Source organism: Enhydrobacter sp. (assembly GCA_025808875.1).
Lineage (GTDB): Bacteria > Pseudomonadota > Alphaproteobacteria > Reyranellales > Reyranellaceae > Reyranella.
The window spans coordinates 4,853,041-4,871,320 of record CP075528.1 but is presented as its reverse complement, the minus strand read 5'-3'; the positions used below and the strand labels follow the sequence as shown (position 1 = coordinate 4,871,320).

Annotated in this window: 14 protein-coding genes; 4 read left to right on the top strand and 10 right to left on the bottom strand. The window is 64.6% G+C overall.

The genetic code is table 11. The annotated features are described in order from the left end of the window. Positions 1–120 precede the first annotated feature (120 nt). Positions 121–2,178, top strand: coding sequence for a TRAP transporter permease (locus KIT25_24190; protein ID UYN95075.1), 2,058 nt, complete (start codon positions 121–123; stop codon positions 2,176–2,178). Next, positions 2,171–3,106 carry a glyoxylate/hydroxypyruvate reductase A gene (locus tag KIT25_24185; protein UYN95074.1) on the top strand — a complete coding sequence of 312 codons (936 nt, stop codon included), beginning with the start codon at positions 2,171–2,173 and terminating at the stop codon, positions 3,104–3,106. The genes KIT25_24190 and KIT25_24185 overlap by 8 nt, the downstream gene beginning before the upstream one ends. On the opposite strand, the gene KIT25_24180 is transcribed toward KIT25_24185, so the two are convergent. Beyond that, a complete protein-coding gene (locus KIT25_24180; protein ID UYN95073.1) occupies positions 3,107–3,625 on the bottom strand; it encodes a hypothetical protein in 519 nt (172 codons plus the stop codon). It lies immediately after the preceding gene. After that, complete coding sequence (locus KIT25_24175) at positions 3,622–4,998, bottom strand: leucyl aminopeptidase family protein (GenBank protein UYN95072.1); 1,377 nt, start codon at positions 4,996–4,998, stop codon at positions 3,622–3,624. Before KIT25_24175 ends, KIT25_24180 begins: the two co-directional genes overlap by 4 nt. A gap of 72 nt (positions 4,999–5,070) precedes the next feature. Between KIT25_24175 and KIT25_24170 the strand changes: the two genes are divergently transcribed. Continuing rightward, entirely contained in the window at positions 5,071–5,739 is a 669-nt protein-coding gene (locus KIT25_24170) for a glutathione S-transferase family protein (protein ID UYN98050.1), read from the top strand. A 35-nt stretch (positions 5,740–5,774) separates the two neighbouring features. On the opposite strand, the gene KIT25_24165 is transcribed toward KIT25_24170, so the two are convergent. Then, positions 5,775–7,340 (bottom strand): sulfatase-like hydrolase/transferase, encoded by a 1,566-nt coding sequence (locus KIT25_24165; GenBank protein UYN95071.1) that lies wholly within the window; start codon positions 7,338–7,340, stop codon positions 5,775–5,777. Positions 7,341–7,381: 41 nt separating this feature from the next. On the opposite strand from KIT25_24165, the gene KIT25_24160 reads away from it, so the two are divergent. Further along, complete coding sequence (locus KIT25_24160) at positions 7,382–7,957, top strand: DUF924 domain-containing protein (GenBank protein UYN95070.1); 576 nt, start codon at positions 7,382–7,384, stop codon at positions 7,955–7,957. On the opposite strand, the gene KIT25_24155 is transcribed toward KIT25_24160, so the two are convergent. From KIT25_24155 to KIT25_24125, 7 genes are all read right to left on the bottom strand, one after another. Further along, positions 7,920–8,438: an O-acetyl-ADP-ribose deacetylase gene (locus KIT25_24155; GenBank protein UYN95069.1), complete on the bottom strand. Its 519-nt coding sequence runs from the start codon at positions 8,436–8,438 to the stop codon at positions 7,920–7,922. The genes KIT25_24160 and KIT25_24155 overlap by 38 nt on opposite strands. 6 nt (positions 8,439–8,444) lie before the next feature. Next, a complete protein-coding gene (locus tag KIT25_24150; protein UYN95068.1) occupies positions 8,445–8,957 on the bottom strand; it encodes a DUF882 domain-containing protein in 513 nt (170 codons plus the stop codon). A 215-nt stretch (positions 8,958–9,172) separates the two neighbouring features. Then, positions 9,173–10,582: a siroheme synthase CysG gene (gene cysG, locus KIT25_24145; GenBank protein UYN98049.1), complete on the bottom strand. Its 1,410-nt coding sequence runs from the start codon at positions 10,580–10,582 to the stop codon at positions 9,173–9,175. Beyond that, entirely contained in the window at positions 10,582–13,194 is a 2,613-nt protein-coding gene (locus KIT25_24140) for a molybdopterin-dependent oxidoreductase (protein ID UYN95067.1), read from the bottom strand. Before KIT25_24140 ends, cysG begins: the two co-directional genes overlap by 1 nt. Before the next feature lie 6 nt (positions 13,195–13,200). Further along, on the bottom strand, positions 13,201–14,793 hold the full coding sequence (locus tag KIT25_24135; GenBank protein ID UYN95066.1) for a sulfite reductase subunit alpha: 1,593 nt from the start codon (positions 14,791–14,793) through the stop codon (positions 13,201–13,203). Next, entirely contained in the window at positions 14,790–16,571 is a 1,782-nt protein-coding gene (locus KIT25_24130) for a NirA family protein (GenBank protein UYN95065.1), read from the bottom strand. Before KIT25_24130 ends, KIT25_24135 begins: the two co-directional genes overlap by 4 nt. Then, positions 16,568–18,268: a nitrate ABC transporter ATP-binding protein gene (locus KIT25_24125; GenBank protein UYN95064.1), complete on the bottom strand. Its 1,701-nt coding sequence runs from the start codon at positions 18,266–18,268 to the stop codon at positions 16,568–16,570. Before KIT25_24125 ends, KIT25_24130 begins: the two co-directional genes overlap by 4 nt. Between the last annotated feature and the right edge of the window lie 12 nt (positions 18,269–18,280).

The following is an 18,280-nucleotide window of genomic DNA, read 5'->3' as shown; positions in this document are numbered from 1 at the left end:
CGCGACAAGCCGCGCAGGACGCCCGCTCCCCTCGGAGCGGGCGTTTTGCTATTGAGACTTGAGTAAAGCCATGCCGACAGGCCAACGCGGCGCAAGACCACGATGACACCGGGAGAGATGATGGCATCGAACAAGAACGCACCGGCGGCGGGTGATGTGAGTGAGATCGGCCGGGTGGACGTCGACAGCCTGGAGTATTCCGGCGACAAGCGCGAGCACCGTCCCTGGCAGCGCACCCTGTTCTTCTGGTTGTGCGCCGGCTTCTCGGCTTTTCATCTCTGGGTGCTGGTCGGCCCTGTCGTCGTCAAGGAGATCGACAACCTTCTGGGCCTCGATCAGGCCTTCTACAGGGCGATCGCCGCCAACCTCGATCAGGAACTCTTCCGCGCCATCCACCTCGCCTGGGGTGCGACGCTGGGTTTCGGATTCTACAGCATCGCTAAGGGGCGTGGGACCAACGGGATTCCCTGGTACGACTGGCTGCTGATGTTCGCTGCGCTCGGCTGCGCCGTCTACATGTGGCGCAATCTCGACGAGCTTCAGATGAATCAGGGCGCGCTCTACGACACACCCGATCTGGTCTACAGCCTGGTGGGCTTGGTCGTGGTGTTCGAGTTCACGCGTCGTACCGCCGGCAATGCACTGACCATCATTGCAGGCGCCTTCATGCTGTATGCCATGGTGGGGCATATCTTTCCCGAGGGCTCTGCGCTCTATCACAACAAGTCGATCAAGGACCTGTGGTTCGCCTTTCCCTACATCTACAGCAATCTCGGAATTTTCGGCCCGACACTCGAAGTGTCGTCGACCTTCATCATCATGTTCACCGTGTTCGCGGCCTTTCTCGGTCGCTCCAAGGCAGGGGACTATTTCAACGACCTTTCGGTGTCGTTGGTCGGCTGGGCGCGCGGCGGCCCGGCCAAGGTCGCGGTCCTTTCGGGTGTGATGTTCGGATCGGTGAGTGGTTCCTCCGTCGCGAACGTCGTCGCATCCGGAGCAATCACCATCCCCATGATGCGCCGTGTCGGCTACGACCGGAACACCGCGGGCGCCATCGAGGCGACCTCGTCCACCGGAGGACAGATCACGCCACCGGTACTCGGCGCCGCCGCCTTCATCATGGCGGAGGCGACGGGCATCAAGTATGCCGAAATCGCCGGCGCGGCGATCATTCCCTGCCTGCTCTTCTACATCGCCTGCTATTCGCACTGCGACCTGCATGCCGCCAAGCACGGCCTGCGCGGCCTGCCGCGCGCCGAACTGCCGCGACTGGGGCCTCTCCTGGCGCGGCTCTACATGCTCGCGCCGATCGGCGTGCTCATCTGGGCCTTCGTCACCGGCTATTCCGCCTTTCTCGCCGCCGGTCTCGGCATGGCGCTTTGCATTGCCGTGAGCTGGTTCAACGGCTTGCGCGTCGAAGGCGGAGGCCTGCGATGGCGCCGCGACGAAAGCGTCATGGGAGGACGCGCGGTTGTCGAAGCGCTCGAGCGCGGCGCCAGGGATTGCATCCAGCTCGTCGCCGTGTGCGCCGCAGCCGGCGTCATCGTCGGTGTCATCGCGCTCACGGGCATTGGCGGCCGCTTCGCCCAGATCATGCAGGCGATCGCCGGCGAGAATCAGCTCCTTGCCATGTTCTTCACGATGATCATCGTCGTCATTCTCGGCATGGGCATGCCGACGACGGCGGCCTATGCCATCGGCGCTGCCGTGGTGGCGCCCGGCCTGCAACAGATCGGTGTGCCCAAGCTCGTCGCACACATGTTCATCTTCTACTTCGCCGTCCTGTCGGCGATCACGCCGCCCGTCGCCGTCGCCTCCTTCGCTGCCGCCGGCATGGCCAAAGGCGATCCATGGAAAACATCCTGGATCGCCGTGAAGATGGGTCTCGCCACATTCCTCGTCCCGTTCATGTTCTTCTACAGCCCGGTCCTGCTCGGCCAAGGCAGCGCCTGGGAGATCGTGCATGTGTTCATGACGGCGGCGATCGGCGTCTGGCTACTGGCGTGCGCCACCGAGGGGTGGTTGTTCGGGCCGCTCGTCGTACTGCCTCGGGTCATCTTGGGAGTCGCGGCGATATCACTGATCACGCCGGGCGCCGAAACTGATCTCGTGGGTATCGGGCTTGCCGGGGTTGCCTGGCTTCTGCAGCGTTTCTTGTTCGGAGTGCGCCATGTCTGAGGCTATCGCCTATATAAGCCGGGACACCGATGGGGCGGCGTGGAAGAAGGTACTGGAAGCGGGTCTCGGCCCGATCGACTATCGGGTCATCGACTCGCTCGGCGATACCGACGCCATAGCCGTGGCGTTGGCATGGAAGCCGCCGGCCGGGCTGTTGGCGTCGTTTCGGAACCTCAAGTTGATCGTATCGCTCGGGATGGGCGTCGACCACCTGCTCGCCGATGACAAGTTACCCGCAGGCGTGCCGATCGTTCGCATCATGGACGACGGCCTGATCGGCCAGATGAGCGAGTACGCCCTGTACTGGGCGTTGCGACATCATCGCGAGATCGATCGGTACGAAGGCTTCCAGCGCACCCGTGAGTGGCGCCAGCTCGATCTGATCGACACCCTGCATCGGCGGATCGGCATCATGGGTCTGGGTTCGATAGGCCAGGACACGGCGAAAAAGTTCGCGATGCTCGGCTTTCCAACGGCCGGCTGGAGCCGCACTGCCAAAACCATCTCGGGTATCGAGACCTTCCACGGTTCCGACGGGTTTCGGTCCTTCCTGTCCCGCAGCGACATCCTGGTCGACGTGCTCCCCCTCACGCGCGACACTCAGGGCTTGCTCGATGCCGCAGCATTCGCGGCGCTACCCAGGGGCGCTTACTTCATCAACATGGCGCGCGGCGGTCACGTCGTCGACGAGGCGCTGCTCGCCGCGCTCGATTCGGGCCATCTGAGCGGCGCCGCGCTCGATGTGTTCAATCAGGAGCCGTTGCCGGCCAACCATCGCTACTGGACCCACCCCAAGGTCCATGTGACGCCCCACATCGCCGGAGCCACCAATCCGCGTACGGCCTCGCCGGGTGTGATCGAGAACATCAGGCGGCTGCGCGCAGGGCAGCCGCTCATCCACACCGTCGATGCGAAGACGGGATACTGATCAGGCCGCGACTTTCGACGCGGCCTTGATGTTCGACCGCTTGATACGGTCGAGGTTGGCGCCCTCGATGCGCACGAGCTTCGTCAGCGTGTCGCGCTTGGGCGAGTGGATGACGCCGACATCGTAGAAGTGAGCGTCGCCTGGACGCAGAACGTAACTGCGGTCCGGTTCGACGAGGGTTGGCGTTGCGTCGTCGCCCTTCCGGACGACCTTCCAGTCGGTCATCTCGGTGTCGCCGACCGCGAGCCCGTAGATCGCCCAGCTCGAGCCATGGTCGTGCGGTTCGCCATGAGCAGGCTTCTCGTAGACATGGCCGCAAATGCAAAATCCAAGCTCCGGATCCTCGTAGAGCACCTTGCGCGGCTTGCACTGATCCGACGTCAGGTGCCGCTCGACGAATTCGCGGTCGAGCAACACCCCGGAAACCAGCCTGCAGACGGCCTGCTTGCCACCGACGCCGGAATCGGCCTTCAATGCCGCACGGATGTCGATGGCGAGTTGTTCGAGCGTGTCGGTCATTTCTTCACCCTCTTTTCGATGGCGGCAAAGATAGCACGGACGGCCTGGGCTTCACCCCCCTCGGGGCGGCCCGGACGGGACATATTGTTCCAGGCCATCATGTCGAAATGGGCCCAGGGTACGTCGTCCGGAACGAATTCCTTGAGATAGAGAGCCGCCGTAATCGCGCCGCCGAACGCAGCTCCCGGCGCATTGTTGATGTCCGCCACCTTGCTGTCCAGCATGCGACGGTAGCCGGCGAACAGCGGCAGGCGCCACATCGGGTCCGCCTCCCGCTGGCCGGCGGCGACCAGTTCGTCCGCCAGTGCATCGTCGTTGCAGAACAGCGCCGGCAAGTCGGTGCCCAATGCGACGCGGGCTGCCCCGGTGAGCGTGGCGCAATCGATCAGCATGGTCGGCTTCTCCGATGCTCCCTCATGCAGGGCGTCGCACAGGATCAGCCGGCCTTCGGCGTCGGTGTTGCCGATCTCCACCGTGATCCCCTTGCGGGTGGGCACGACGTCCATCGGCCGGAAGGCGTTGCCCGACACGCTGTTCTCGACCGCAGGGATCAACAGGCGCAATCGCACCGGCAGCCGCGCCGCCATCACCATGGACGCCACAGCCATCACCGCGGCCGCACCACCCATGTCCTTCTTCATCATGAGCATGCCGGTCGACGGCTTGAGGTCGAGGCCGCCGGTGTCGAAGCAGACTCCCTTGCCGACCAGCGTCACCTTCGGATCGCTCTCTCGACCCCAGACGAGATCGATCAGACGCGGCGCGCGACTGCTGGCACGGCCGACGGCGTGGACCATCGGATAGTTCTGCTTAAGCAAGTCGTCGCCGACGATGACCTTGATCTTGGCTCCGTGCTTTCTTGCAAGTTCCCGTGCCGCGCCCGCCAGTTCGGCGGGACCCATGTCGGACGACGGCGTCGTGATGAGATCTCGTGCCATCGAGACCGCTTCGATCGTCGCCGTCGCGCGCGCCTTGTCTGCGCCCCGCGGCCACACGATCCTCGGTCCCGGTTCGCCCTTTTTCGAGCGATAGCGCTCGAAACGCCACATCCCCAGCCCGATGGCAACCGCGGCATCTGTTGGCGATATCGGGGTGGTCTCGGCGAGCTTCCAGACGCCTGCTGGCAGCTTCGTGGCGAGCATGCCGAAATCCCACAATGTCGGCTGCGGCGAGAGCATCAGCACGGCGCCGCCCACTTTACCGTCACGGCCCGGCAGCAACGCGAAATCACCGGGCTTGCCGGCAACCCTCGACGATTCCAGCCACGCTCGGCGCGCCGCACTCTGCTCCTTCACCCAGGCACGCCACTTGCCGTGGCCCACAAACTGCACGGACAACGCGGAAGCGGCACGGTCGACGAACGGCAACGGCATAGCCAAGCTCACCAATCTGTAGTGTAAGGGTCAACATTGCAGGCCAAACTTGGCAGCTGGCAAGGAGGGGATATGGCCGAGTTCACTTTGGTCATCGGCAACAAGAACTATTCGTCCTGGTCGCTACGGGGATGGCTGATGGTCAAGATGGCGGGCCTCGACTTCGAGGAGGTCCTCGTGCCTCTCGACTTGCCCGAAACGCAACCCACGATCCGCAAGCACTCGCCGTCAGGGCGGGTGCCGGTGCTCTTGCATCGCGGCCTTGCGGTGTGGGATTCGCTGGCCATTGCCGAATACCTCAACGACATCAAGCCCGAAACCGGCCTGTGGCCTGCCTCCGTTGCGGCGCGCGCGCACGCTCGTTCGATCTCAGCCGAGATGCACTCGGGTTTCATCGACCTGCGCAACGGCATGCCGATGAACATCCGCGCCTCCTATCCGGGCAAGGGCATGACACCGGCCGTGCGCGCCGAAATAGAGCGCATCACGTCGATGTGGCGCGACTGCCGCAAGCGCTTCGTCGGTGCAGCGCCGCGCGACGACGGCTTCCTGTTCGGGACGTTCACCGCCGCCGATGCGATGTATGCCCCGGTCGTCACACGCTTCAAGACCTACGCCGTTCCGGTTGATTCGGATGCCGAGGCCTATTGCTCGGCAGTTCTCTCACATGCGGCGATGAAAGACTGGATTTCCGCCGCAAGGAACGAACCCTGGCTCATTCAACAGTACGAGTTCAAGTAGGGTTGTATCCCTGAATCAAGCAAGAGCAGCGACCGTCACCACACGCCGAAGAAGATGCCGTGCTTTTTGTGCGACGCAGTACGGGCCTCGATATAGTCGTCATCGACGGTGACCCGCGTCTTCCGGCCCTTCAGCCACGCCGCCAGACGCTCTTCCATCTCTTGGCGCACATGCGCAAAGGCAGCGTAGGCACCCAGGTCGGCTAGCTCGCCGGGATCGTTGACGAGATCGAACAGCATCGGCCTGAAGCCCTGCCACCACACATATTTCCACTTGTCGGTGCGCACCATCATGGCTCGGCATTCCTGCGGCTTGCGGCTCAGGATCCGGCGCGCCTCCCGGAAGGAATAGTCGAGCTCGGAAAACACCGCATCGCGCCACGCGCCTGCCGGTCCTCCGCGCAACAGGGGCAGCAAGGAGCGGCCCTCCACCAGGTGATCGTGCGACGCCTCGCCGAGTGCGGCAAGGATGGTCGGCACCACGTCGACACTTTCGACGAAGCGATTGTCGATCGTCCCCCGGGTCGCATCCGCCGCCGGGTCGGGATCATAGACGACGAAGGGAACGCGCAGCGCTTCCTCGTAGAACATCTCCTTCTCACCCAGCCAATGGTCGCCGAGGAAATCGCCATGATCCGATGTGAAAAGGATGAGCGTATCGTCCATCCGGCCCTTCGCCTGCAAGTGAGCGAACAGGCGGCCGAGCCAATCGTCGAGTTGGCGGATCAAACCCATATATGTCGGGCGCACGGTCGAGGGACCGTCCGCCCGCTGGAAAGACACCGATTCCTCGTGCTTACGGTACGCCGCCAGCACCGGATGCGGGTCGACGAGCTCCAATTCGGAGCGATTGAGCGGCAGGCAATGCTCGGGGTCGTACATCGCGTGATAGGGTGCCGGCGCCATGTAGGGCCAGTGCGGCTTCACATAGCTTAGATGCAGGCACCACGGCTGATCGCCCATGTTGTCGATGAAACGTATCGCCTCGCGCGTCATATAGGCGGTTTCGGAGTGCTGCTCGGCGACGCGGGCGGGCAGGCGCGCGTTGCGCATGTGCCAGCCCGAGAGCTTCTCGCCGTTCGGCCCGTTGGCGGCGATCACGTAGTCGTTCCACGGATCGTCGGAATTGTAGCCCTGCGCTCGTAGATAGCCCGCATAGCCGCTCTCATCGCCGGGTGGCGAATGGCCATCGTAGCGATCGAGTTCCTCGAACCGTCCAGCGCGCATGAGAGCGGCGATCGCCGAGCCCCCTTCGATACCGTAGCGCTCGAGCCCGTCGAGGTCGGGCAGTACGTGGGTCTTGCCGGCAAGCGCCACACGGACACCGCTCGGTCGCAGATAGTCGCCGATCGTCTTCTCGCGGAGCGACAGGGGAACGCGGTTCCATGTGGCGCCGTGCGAGAATACGTACCGCCCGGTGTAGTAGCTCATGCGCGAAGGACCGCAGACTCCGGATTGCACATAGGCGCGCGGGAACAACACGCCACGACTGGCCAAGCCGTCGATGGCGGGTGTCCGCAGGTGCGGGTGGCCAGCGCACGAGAGGTGGTCGGCCCGCAGCTGATCGCACATGATGAAAAGGATGTTTCTGACCTTGGCCACGCTGGCTTTCCTCCCCTCCGCCAAGTCACTATCTAAGCCGCATGCGCGACAAGACGTCCATCCGTGAAATCCTCGATTTCTGGTTCCTGCCGCTCGCCAACCACGGCCATGGCAAGGAGCGTGAGATATGGTTCCGCAGCACGCCGGCATTCGACGCGGAGATCGTGGAACAATTCGCCGGAGCACTCGGCCGCGCCGTCCGGGGCGAATGCGACTCATGGGTGCAATCCCCCGACGGCGCATTGGCGTTGATCGTGCTGTGCGACCAGTTCCCCCGCCATATCCATAGGCGCACCGCGCTTGCCTATCGCGGCGATGGCAAGGCCCTATGGGCGGCCCGACGGGCGCTCGCGCGTTTCTATCCGGCGCTCTTTCCTCCCGCCATGCGCGTCTTCTTCTACATGCCCTTCCAGCACAGCGAGTCGCTGGCCGATCAGGAACTGGGCTGCGCCCTGTTCGAGGTCATGGAGAACGATGAGAACATGAAATATGCGATTGAGCATCGCGATATCGTCGCCCGCTTCGGTCGATTCCCGCATCGCAACGACGTACTCGGTCGAGCCAGTTCTGAGGCAGAGCTCAAGTTCCTGAAGAGCGCCAATCGGTTTGGCCAATGACGCCTCGGTAGAGCGTCGCCATTTCGGCGCCGAAGCAGCAGAACACGACGCGCCCGATCCGCGCCCCGTGGCGTACTTCGCGTACGGCAATCTCTGTCGCCAAGTCCTTCGGGTACCCATACACGCCGGTGGAGATCGCCGGGAACGCGAGAGATCGGAGCCCATGACGATCGGCCAGCAGCAGGCAACTGCGATAGCAACTCGCCAGGAGCGCCGGCTCGTTCGCCGCACCGCTACGCCAGACGGGGCCGACGGTATGAATCACATGGCGCGCCTTCAGCCGATATCCACGCGTGATCCTCGCTTCGCCCGTGGGGCAACCACCGATCGTACGACATTCGGCCAACAGCTCCGGGCCGGCGGCACGATGAATGGCGCCGTCGACACCGCCGCCACCCAACAGGCTCTCGTTCGCTGCGTTGACGATGGCATCGACATCGAGATGGGTAATATCTCCTTCAACGACCTCGAGCGTCGTCATCCGACGTCACCAGTATCGGATCGGACCGGTGTCGAGATGGACAAATCCCGAGCGCGGATAGAAGCCGACGCCGCCCATGCCGAGCGATCGTGCGGCCTGTCGGATCTTGAATACAGGTACACCGGGAAAGCGCACGTCCACGGCATTGCCACTCATGTGCTGACTGTCACGCGCCACGCCGCGGCTCACGCTCGCCAACCACGCATTTGTCGCCGGCGAACGATAGGCGGACAGGATCTCGACCTGGCCGCCGTAGCCCGCGAGCTGCTGCGTGTGCCATAGGACGTCGAAGAGCAACGGGTCCATCTCGGTCTGGGCATTGTCCCGCGTATCGCGCAGGAAATGGTTCAGCCGATCGAGCGCATTCCGATGATAGCTGCCGTGCGACCAGTAGGTGACGGTCAGGGTTTCCTTCGAGTTGACGTTGAGAAGTGAGAGAGTGCGCGGGCTGACCAGATCGAGTACCGGTGGCTCGACGGGTGCCGAGGGGGCGAAGCCGCCGTATCGCGAGCCTCGCAAACTTTGCGGTGTCGTCGCCTGCCGTGGAGCGGGCGGAGGTTTCTGTACGTTCGCCGACTGGGTCGCCGGAGCCTTCTTGTTCGAGGTCGAGGTGCCACGGAGTACTTCTGTCTGGGCGACGCTCGCACCCGTGAAGGCCACAGTGATCGCCGCGCTCAAGAAGAAGCCGCGCATCCCGCCCCTGCATTGTTGCATTTTTACCACATCGGCTTCTATCAGAGGCCAATTCGCGACTCAAAGCGAAAATCCATGACCCTCGCCGCCGCCGCACCAACGGTTTCACCAACCATGCACAAGGTCGGACCGTCGAAGCGCGCGCGCGCTGCCAAGTCCTCGATGGTCGCGAGCGTGCCGACGAGGCGGCGCTCGCGTTCGGTCGTGCCACTTTCGATCAAGGCGACAGGCGTGTGCGCAACCATGCCGAAGCGACGAAGTTCGGCAACGATGATCGGAAGCGTCCTTACGACCATGTAGATGACGACGGTTTGCTTCGGCCTTGCCAGCAGGCGCCAATCGAGATCGACTTTCCCATCGCACATCTGGCCTGCGACGAACACGCAAGCCTGTGCGTGATCGCGATGGGTAAGCGGTATGCCCGCGCTCGCAGCACACCCCAAGGCGGCCGTGATGCCGGGAACGACTTCCACGGCGATACCGGCATCGAGCAACACCTCGAACTCTTCGCCACCGCGACCGAATACGAAAGGATCTCCCGCCTTCAGACGAACTACGCTCCTGCCGGCGCGTGCCAGGGCTATGAGCCGCGCGTTGATCTCAGATTGTGTGACGTGGTGATGGCCGCGTCGCTTGCCGACATAGATCCTCTCGGCATCCCGCCGCGCCATCGCCAGCACCGCAGTCGACACGAGCCGATCATAGACGACGACATCGGCCTGCTGCAGCAGTCGATGGGCCTTGAGCGTGAGGAGATCCGGGTCACCTGGCCCAGCACCGACCAGATGCACCATCCCTTGGCACGGATGGCGCTCGCCGCGCACGCCATCGAGCAAGCGGATCAACTCGCGCCGCGCGCCGATCTCGTCTCCAGCCAGAGCGAGCTCCGCCGCCCGACCTTCGAATACCCGATCCCAAAAGCGGCGGCGGGTCTGCGGTTCCGGCAAGGTGCGCCGGACCTGCGCCCGGAAAATGTCGGCAAAGCGCGCCAGTCGACCGATCGTCGCCGGCAGGACGCGCTCGATTTCCGCCTTCAGCCGACGCGCCAACACGGGAGCCGCGCCACCGGTTGAGATCGCGACGGTGACCGGCCCGCGATCTACAATGGCCGGCATGGTGAAGCTCGAGAGCGCCGGCCGATCGACGACATTGACCGGCACACCGCGCTGCTGTGCCGCGTGCGATACGCGCGCCTGAAGCACGTCGTCTTCAACGGCGACGATAACCAACGAGACGCCGATCAGGTCTGCATCGTCGAATGCGCGGCCGCCCCAAATGATGCGTCCATCGGCGATCTGCTGAGCGATTTCGCCCACCACAGTCTGGGCTATCAAGGTAACCTGCGCGCCTGCTGCGAGCAGCAGTTCGATCTTCCGCACGGCCGCCTCGCCGCCCCCCACGACGAGCGCTCGGCGGTCCTTCAATGCGAGGAAAAGCGGGAAGCTCCCCATCACGCGGCCTTCCTCGTCCGGCCTCGGCGCAACAGGGCACGCAGTTCGGGTCGGCACGAGCCGCAGTTCGTGCCGGCGCGCGTCGCCGCCCCGATGTCATCCAGCGTGGTGGCGCCATCGCCGATCGCGGCTGAGACCGCGGCGCGCGACACGCCATAGCAGGCGCAGACCTCGCCACCTCGCTCCGCACCGTCGCCACCCAGCAACAAGGCCGTACGCTGCTCGACGCTCAACCGGCCGGCCGCCATGAATGGTGCCAGCCGATCGCGCAGCGCGCCGTCGTAGGTCGACTGCAGAGCCAGCACCGCCTCGAGGCGTCCGTCGCTCACCACGGCGCCGATGCCGCGATCGCCTGTGATCCACGGCCCCGGATTGGCCGCACGCATCGCAGCCGATAGCGATTGCTGCGCCGCAGCAATCGACTGGTCGCCAGCCAGCACGTAAGCGAGGTGGCCGGGGCTCTTGATGCGCGCCCAATAGGAAACGTCCGGCAACATGACCGGGCGTCGAGCGAGAATCGTGCCATGCCAGCGCATATCCAGACGACAGACTTGCACCGGTGTGTGCTTGAATTCCGGCTGGCCAGAGATCGGATCGACCTCGGGGTTGACCGCCGCGTTGACCCGCGCGGCCCGCGCGAATCGCGCCGTCCAATGCATCGGTGCGAACGTCTCCCCGGTACGCATCCCACCCGTGACTTGGACACGCAGGCGTGCCCTACCCCATCGGCTGCGCAGCTCGGCGATGTCGCCATCGGCCAGACCGCGTGCAGCCGCATCTTCGGGACGGATTTCGATGCAGGGCTCCGGGCGATGCCCGGCGAGCCGCGCCGATTTCCCGGTACGCGTCATGGTGTGCCACTGGTCGCGCAGGCGCCCGGTGGTCAGTCGGAGCGGCCGCAGATCGTCGACGTCATGGGCCGGTCCGCGAGGTGTCGTTGAAACGAAGCGGGCACGCCCGTCGGCATGGAAAAATCGGCCATCGGCAAAAAAGCGTCCACCCTCGACCGTGCTGCCCGCCCGCGCCGGCCACGCAAAAGGTTCGAGCGCGTCGTACCCCGTATCGCTGACTGTCGCCTGCGCGCCGATGTCGAAATCGCGCGTGCCCTCGTTCTCGAAGGCCGACAGCGATGCATGTTCTCGGAAGATGTCGGTCACGCCCTTCCACGCGAAGGCCGAGCCAAATCCCAAACGGCGGGCCACCTGCGCGATGATCCACCAATCCTGCCGCGCCTCCCCTGGCGCCGGAAGGAAGGAGCGCTGGCGCGAGATCATCCGCTCGGAGTTGGTAACGGTGCCGTCCTTCTCGCCCCAAGCAAGCGCAGGCAGCCGGATACGGCAGGCATCGACCGTGTCGCTGGCGCGGGTCGCCTCCGAGACGATCGACAGTGCGCAACCCTTCAGCGCAGCGTGCACCGCGTCGGCATCCGGCAGGGTCACCACCGGATTGGTTGCCATGATCCAGATCGCCTTGATTTTGCCTTGCCGCACCGAATCGAAAAGTTCGACCGCTTTGAGACCCGGCCGTGTCGCCATGCGAGGTGCCTTCCAGAAGCGCCCGACACGGTCGATATCCTCCGCGGCGAAGTCCATGTGGGCGGCGAGTGTCGTCGCCAGCGCACCAACCTCGCGGCCTCCCATGGCATTGGGCTGGCCGGTGACTGAGAACGGGCCCATGCCGGGCCGGCCGATGCGGCCTGTCAGCAGATGGCAATTGATGAGGGCATTGACCTTGTCGACACCTGCAATCGACTGGTTCACGCCTTGCGAGTAGAGCGTGACGGTCTTCTCCGTGGCCGCGAACCACTCGAAGAAGGTGGCGAGATGGGTGTCCAGCAGATCGCATATCGCGACGTCGGTCGCCTGCGCCGTCGCGAGTGCGCTCTCGAGGCCGGTAGTGTGGTTGTCCACGAAGTCGCCGGCGACAACACCGCGACGATGAAGCTCGGCTAGTAATCCGTTGAACAGCGCGACATCGCTGCCCGGCCTCAGCGCCAGGTGGAGATCGGCAATGTCGCATGTCTCGGTGCGCCGCGGATCGACGACCACCACTTTCATCGCCGGTCGCTCGCGCTTGGCGGCTTCCAGCCGCTGGAACAGCACGGGATGACACCAGGCAAGATTGCTGCCGACGAGAACGACGAGGTCGGCCCGTTCAATGTCCTCGTAGAGCCCGGGCACTGTATCGCTGCCAAAGGCGCGCTTGTGACCCGCAACCGAAGACGCCATGCACAGCCGCGAGTTGGTGTCGATGTTGGCCGTACCGAGGAAGCCTTTGACCAGCTTGTTCGCGGCGTAGTAGTCCTCGGTGAGAAGCTGGCCGGAGACGTAGAATGCGACAGCATCTGGCCCATGCGTCGCAACAACGTCGCGCAACCCGTTGGCGACGGCATCGAGCGCTTCGTTCCAGGACACGCGCCGCCCGTCGATTTCAGGATGAAGCAGCCGGTCCTCGAGCGACAGGGTCTCGCCGAGCGCCGCGCCCTTCGAACAGAGCCGGCCGCGATTTGCTGGATGGTCGAGATCGGCGGCGATATCCGCCTCACCCCGTCCGTCTGGGCTTGCCACGACTCCGCAACCAACGCCGCAATAAGGACAAGTCGTGCGGATCATGGCGCCTCAGTAGACGTCGCGCTGGTAGCGCCCGGACTTGGCGAGCCCCTCGAGCCACGCCCGGGCGTCGGTCCCACCCCAGCCGCCCTGCTCCTGGGCGATCTGCAGCAATGTATCCTCGACATCCTTGGCCATGCGCTTGGCATCGCCGCAGACATAGAAGTACGCCCCCTCTTCCAGCCAGCGCCACAACTCAGCGGCACTTTCTCGCATGCGATGCTGGACATAGATCTTTTCCGGCTGGTCGCGCGAGAAGGCGAGATCGAGGCGGTTCAGTACGCCGCGCCGCTGCCAATCCATGATCTGGTCTTCGTAAAGGAAGTCCGCTCCACGTTTCTGATCGCCGAAGAACAGCCAGTTGCGACCGCCCTTCTGTCCAGCGCCACGCGCCTCGCGTTCCTCCAGGAAGGCGCGAAACGGTGCAATGCCCGTTCCCGGTCCTACCATGATGGCATGAGCCGAATCGTCCCGCGGAGGATGGAAGCCGTGGTTCTTCTGCACGAAGATCGGCACGACATCACCCGGCTTTGCGAAGTCGGCGAGGTAGCAGGAGCCGATACCGGTGCGCTGCCGCTCGTTGCTCTCCCAACGCACCGCAGACACGGTGAGGTGCACCTCGCGCGGATGCACCTTCGGCGAGGAGGCGATGGAATAGAGGCGTGGCTGCAGGCGATCGAGCGATCTCAGTAGACCAGGTAGAGACGGCATGACCGAAGGGCAGGCCATCAGAAGATCGAGAAGGTCTGCAGAAGCGAGTTCCGGCGGGCCCTCGCCACGCGTCAAAGCCTGCAGCATGAGCACGTCTTTCTCTTCGAACGCGCGCTCGGCCAGGAACAGCATGCATTCGTCACTCGGCCGCGTGATGTCGACCTTGCCGAGCAGCACTTGGCGCAACGGCAGCGCCTCGCCATCGAAGGCGACCATCTCTTCGCCATTGGCACCCAGGCGGTCGAGCACGGATTGCACGAGTTGCGGGTTCTTCCGCGCGAAGACACCGAGACTGTCGCCCGCGTCGTAAGTGACATCGGTGGCCGAGAGGTCGAGTACGACGTGCCGCACGTCCTTCTCCGACCCGGGACGGTTGAGTGGATGCGCATCGACGAGCGTGGCAAGCGCCGGCCGATCGCGCGAGAAGCCGGGCGGACTCGAGAACTTGACAGTGGGCGTGGCGATGGTGGCGCTACCGCGCAATGGTTCAAGCGTCGCCAGCAGTTCCTTGAGTTTGCGTTGAGTCTCCTTGCCACCCGGCACGCAGCGGCCCATGTCGATCTCGGCGCCTGACCACACCGCCTCGGCATAGGTTTGGCAAAGATAGCCGCATTGCCCGCAATCGAGCTGCGCCATCGCCGCCATGAGCTGGCGCTCCGGCTTGCGGTCCTTCGCGAGGGCGAGGCGATCGGACATCGGGAGAGACGCGTCGTGCCAGGGGAATTCTTCGCCCATGTCGGCTGGGCCTGTCGACGATCCGCCATCGTCACCCATCGTCCCAGTCCCAACCTCGAGATAGGCGGCGAAGAAGCCGTTCAACCAGGCGCGTTGCTCCGGCGAGAACGGCGCGTTGTCGGGGATGATCCGCGGCTGGGCTGCGATCGCGTTCATGCAGCCAACGCCCGAAGCGGCGTGCGGCCGGCAAGGTCCCGCAGCGCGGCGATCTCGTGGCGACGGCAAAATTCGAAGAAAGTTTCGGTTGGCACCTGGCGATGGGCGAGCCATGCCGCCAGAAGGCGCTCGACCAGAGACGGCAGGTCGTCGAATGCCACCGACTGGGCATATTCACGAGCCATCGCCTGCTCAGCGGTAGAGGCCGCGCCGCCACCGATGAAGACATGATAGCCCTCGGCACTGTCCTCGCCGCGGTCGACCTTACAGGCAATCAGCCCGATATCGCCGACATAATGCTGAGCGCAGGAATGGTGACAGCCAGTGAGATGGATGTTTATCGGCAGGTCGACGGCGAGCCGCGCCTCCAGATGGTCGGCCAGCCTCAGCGCGTGACCCTTGGTGTTGGAGGCAGCGAACTTGCAGCCGGCATTGCCGGTACAGGCCACGAGTCCACGGCGGATGGCGCTCGCCTCGACATCGAGGCCCAACGCCCTGACGGCAGCGATGCAGACGCCGACATCACCGGTGGCGACATCCGAAATCAGCACATTCTGCCAAACCGTCAAGCGCAGCGTGCCGCTGCCGAACCGCTCGGCGATCTCGGCAAGGCCGCGCATCTGCTCCGTGGTCAGGCGTCCGACCGGCAGGATAAGACCCAGATAACTTCTGCCGGGCTGCTTCTGGGAATGCACCCCGACATGGCCATGCTTGTCGGATCGCAACCGGGGCGCGATCTCGACGCCTGCCGAGCGGCGCAGCGGCACACCATACTCGACTTCCACCTCTCTGAGGAAAGCCTCGCGCCCCATGCGATCGAGTACATACTTGAGACGAGCTTTCTGTCGATTGGTTCGGTCACCATGGGCGATGAAGGCTCGCACGACGGCGCCGGCGACCTTCACACACTCCTCGGGCTTCAGCAGAACGCCGGTCTCGTGGGCGAAGTCGAGATGCCCCGTGATGCCGCCGAGCTGCAGGCGAAAGTAGACTCCCGGGTCGACGCCCGGGCCGCTGACGACCCGGCAGGCCACGAAGCCGATGTCGTTGGTGTCTTCCAGTACGGGAACGCCTCCGCCGCCATCGAAGGCGATGTTGAACTTGCGCGGCAGGCCGTACATCTCGCGGTGATTCAGGATGTAGTGATGCATGTCCCGGCACAGCGGCCGCGTGTCGATGAGTTCTTGTGGATCGATGCCGGCCGTCGGGCTGCCGGTGATGTTGCGGATGTTGTCGGCACCGGAACCGCGCGCCGTCAGCCCGAGTTCCTGTACCGCGAACAGCATGCCGACCGCATGGCGAGCGGGAATCTCCCGAATCTGGAGGTTGGCGCGTGTCGTAACGTCGACATAGCCGCCGCCAAAGACCTCAGCCGCGTCGGCGAGACCACGAGCCTGCCAGGCTTTCAGGATGCCGTTGGGAATGCGCAGCCGGCACATGAAGGAGTCTTGTGCCGGCGCGACGTAGAAAAGGCCGTGGTACTTGGTGAGGAAGACGTCGATGCCCTTGGGGAACTGACCGGCTTCGGCACGACCCACGACCTCGTCCCAACGATCGAGTGGATGGCGCTGCCGCTTGGCTGTCTCCTCGGCGACCAACTTGCCACCCCACGCGACAGCACGATCTTGGGCGGCATGCTGCAGCGCGTCGGGACCGACCGGCGGGCCGACCGTCGACACCGGGGGCCGGCCGGCTAACCGATCGGCGGCCTTGCGCGCCTCCAGGCCGCTGACGAAGCCCTGCAGCCACTGCTTCTGTGACTCATCGAATACGCTCATGCCGCCGCCCTGGCGACCACCGGCGCCGCAACCCTCGGCTTGGCGCCGTGCTCGTACTCTTGGAGGAAGGTCAGAACCTCGCCGCGATAGCGGTAATAGTCGGGATGCTCGAGCAGTGCCTTGCGCGTGCGCGGCCGGGGCAGCGGCACGTCGAGGATGTTGCCGATGGTGGCGTTCGGCCCGTTGGTCATCATGACAATGCGATCGGCCAGCAGGATCGCCTCGTCGACGTCGTGGGTGACGCAGATTGCGGTGACCTGTGTGCGCTTCCAGACGTCCATCAACACTTCCTGCAGCTCCCAGCGAGTCAAGCTGTCGAGCATGCCGAACGGTTCGTCGAGCAGCAGCAGCTTGGGCGACAGAGCGAAGGCGCGGGCGATGCCGACACGTTGCTTCATGCCATTCGACAGCTCGCTAGCCGGCTTGTGCATGGAATCAGCGAGGCCGACCCGCGCGAGGTAGTATTCGACAATTTCCCGGCGCTCGGCCGGTGTGGCGTGGGGATAGACCTTGTCGACTCCCAAGGCGACGTTCTCGCGCGCCGTCAGCCAAGGCATCAACGATGGTGCCTGAAACACGACCGCGCGGTCGGGACCGGCGGCGTCGATCTCGCGGCCGTTCAGCACGACGCCGCCACCAGAGATCTCGGTCAGGCCGGCGACCATGGACAGCACGGTCGACTTGCCGCAGCCGGAGTGGCCGATCAGCGAGACGAACTCGCCCTTCCTCATCAGGAACTGGAATTTCTCGACGACCGTGAGCGGTCCCTTGGGCGTCGGATAGACCTTCGTCACGTCGAAGAACTCGACATAGCGGTCGAGGATCGCCGAGCGCGCCACCTTGCGCACCGCCTCGGGCGGCGGCTCGAGCTGGGTCACTGGCTGGACGTCGGGCAGGCATCGGTCGTCGCCCTCGCTTCGACGCTCAATGCCGAGATCCATCAAGTACTTGGTCACGTCGGCGCGCAACCGCTTGAATGTCGGATCGCCGTTGAGCGCCGTGCGCTGGCGGGGTCGCGGGATCGTCACCTTGAAGGACGGCCCGAGAGTCGCCCGGGGACCGGGTGTCAGAGGGACGATGCGGTCGGCCAGCAGAATCGCCTCGTCGACGTCGTTGGTGATGAGGACGACTGTCTTGCCTTCCTGCGCGCGGATCTCCTCGAACTCGTCCTGCAGCTTGGCGCGAGTCAGCGCATCTAGCGCCGACAACGGCTCGTCGAGCAGCAGGATCTCGGGATCGATCGCCAGTGCGCGCGCCACGGCGACGCGCTGGCGCATGCCACCCGACAACTCGGCCGGACGGCGATCGGCAGCGTGACTCAGCCCGACCATGTCGATGTAACGCCGTACGCGGGCCTCGCGCTCGACCTTGCCGCTGCCCTTGAACACCGAGTCGACGGCCAGCGCGACGTTGGCGGTGACCGTCAGCCACGGCATCAGCGAGTAACTCTGGAAGACCAGGCCACGGTCGGGGCCGGCGCCTTCGACCGGCCGTCCCTTGAGCCGCACCTCACCGACATCGGGCTCGAGCAGCCCGGCCATCAGCGATACGAGAGTGGTCTTACCCGACCCCGAGAAGCCGACGATGGCGACAAACTCACCCTCCTCGACGGCGAGGTCGATGTCATGCAGAACCTCGGTGCGTCGCCCGGCGCCGCCGTAGCCCTTGCACACGCCCTTCAGCTCGAGAAAAGCCATCGTGGGCCTCCG

Excerpts from the sequence above, each read along its gene's own strand:
- KIT25_24190 (UYN95075.1), top strand. The coding sequence starts at position 121 with ATGGCATCGAACAAGAACGCACCGGCGGCGGGTGATGTGAGTGAGATC.
- KIT25_24185 (UYN95074.1), top strand. The coding sequence starts at position 2,171 with ATGTCTGAGGCTATCGCCTATATAAGCCGGGACACCGATGGGGCGGCG.
- KIT25_24180 (UYN95073.1), bottom strand. The coding sequence starts at position 3,625 with ATGACCGACACGCTCGAACAACTCGCCATCGACATCCGTGCGGCATTG.
- KIT25_24175 (UYN95072.1), bottom strand. The coding sequence starts at position 4,998 with ATGCCGTTGCCGTTCGTCGACCGTGCCGCTTCCGCGTTGTCCGTGCAG.
- KIT25_24170 (UYN98050.1), top strand. The coding sequence starts at position 5,071 with ATGGCCGAGTTCACTTTGGTCATCGGCAACAAGAACTATTCGTCCTGG.
- KIT25_24160 (UYN95070.1), top strand. The coding sequence starts at position 7,382 with ATGCGCGACAAGACGTCCATCCGTGAAATCCTCGATTTCTGGTTCCTG.
- KIT25_24155 (UYN95069.1), bottom strand. The coding sequence starts at position 8,438 with ATGACGACGCTCGAGGTCGTTGAAGGAGATATTACCCATCTCGATGTC.
- cysG (UYN98049.1), bottom strand. The coding sequence starts at position 10,582 with ATGGGGAGCTTCCCGCTTTTCCTCGCATTGAAGGACCGCCGAGCGCTC.
- KIT25_24140 (UYN95067.1), bottom strand. The coding sequence starts at position 13,194 with ATGATCCGCACGACTTGTCCTTATTGCGGCGTTGGTTGCGGAGTCGTG.
- KIT25_24135 (UYN95066.1), bottom strand. The coding sequence starts at position 14,793 with ATGAACGCGATCGCAGCCCAGCCGCGGATCATCCCCGACAACGCGCCG.
- KIT25_24130 (UYN95065.1), bottom strand. The coding sequence starts at position 16,571 with ATGAGCGTATTCGATGAGTCACAGAAGCAGTGGCTGCAGGGCTTCGTC.
- KIT25_24125 (UYN95064.1), bottom strand. The coding sequence starts at position 18,268 with ATGGCTTTTCTCGAGCTGAAGGGCGTGTGCAAGGGCTACGGCGGCGCC.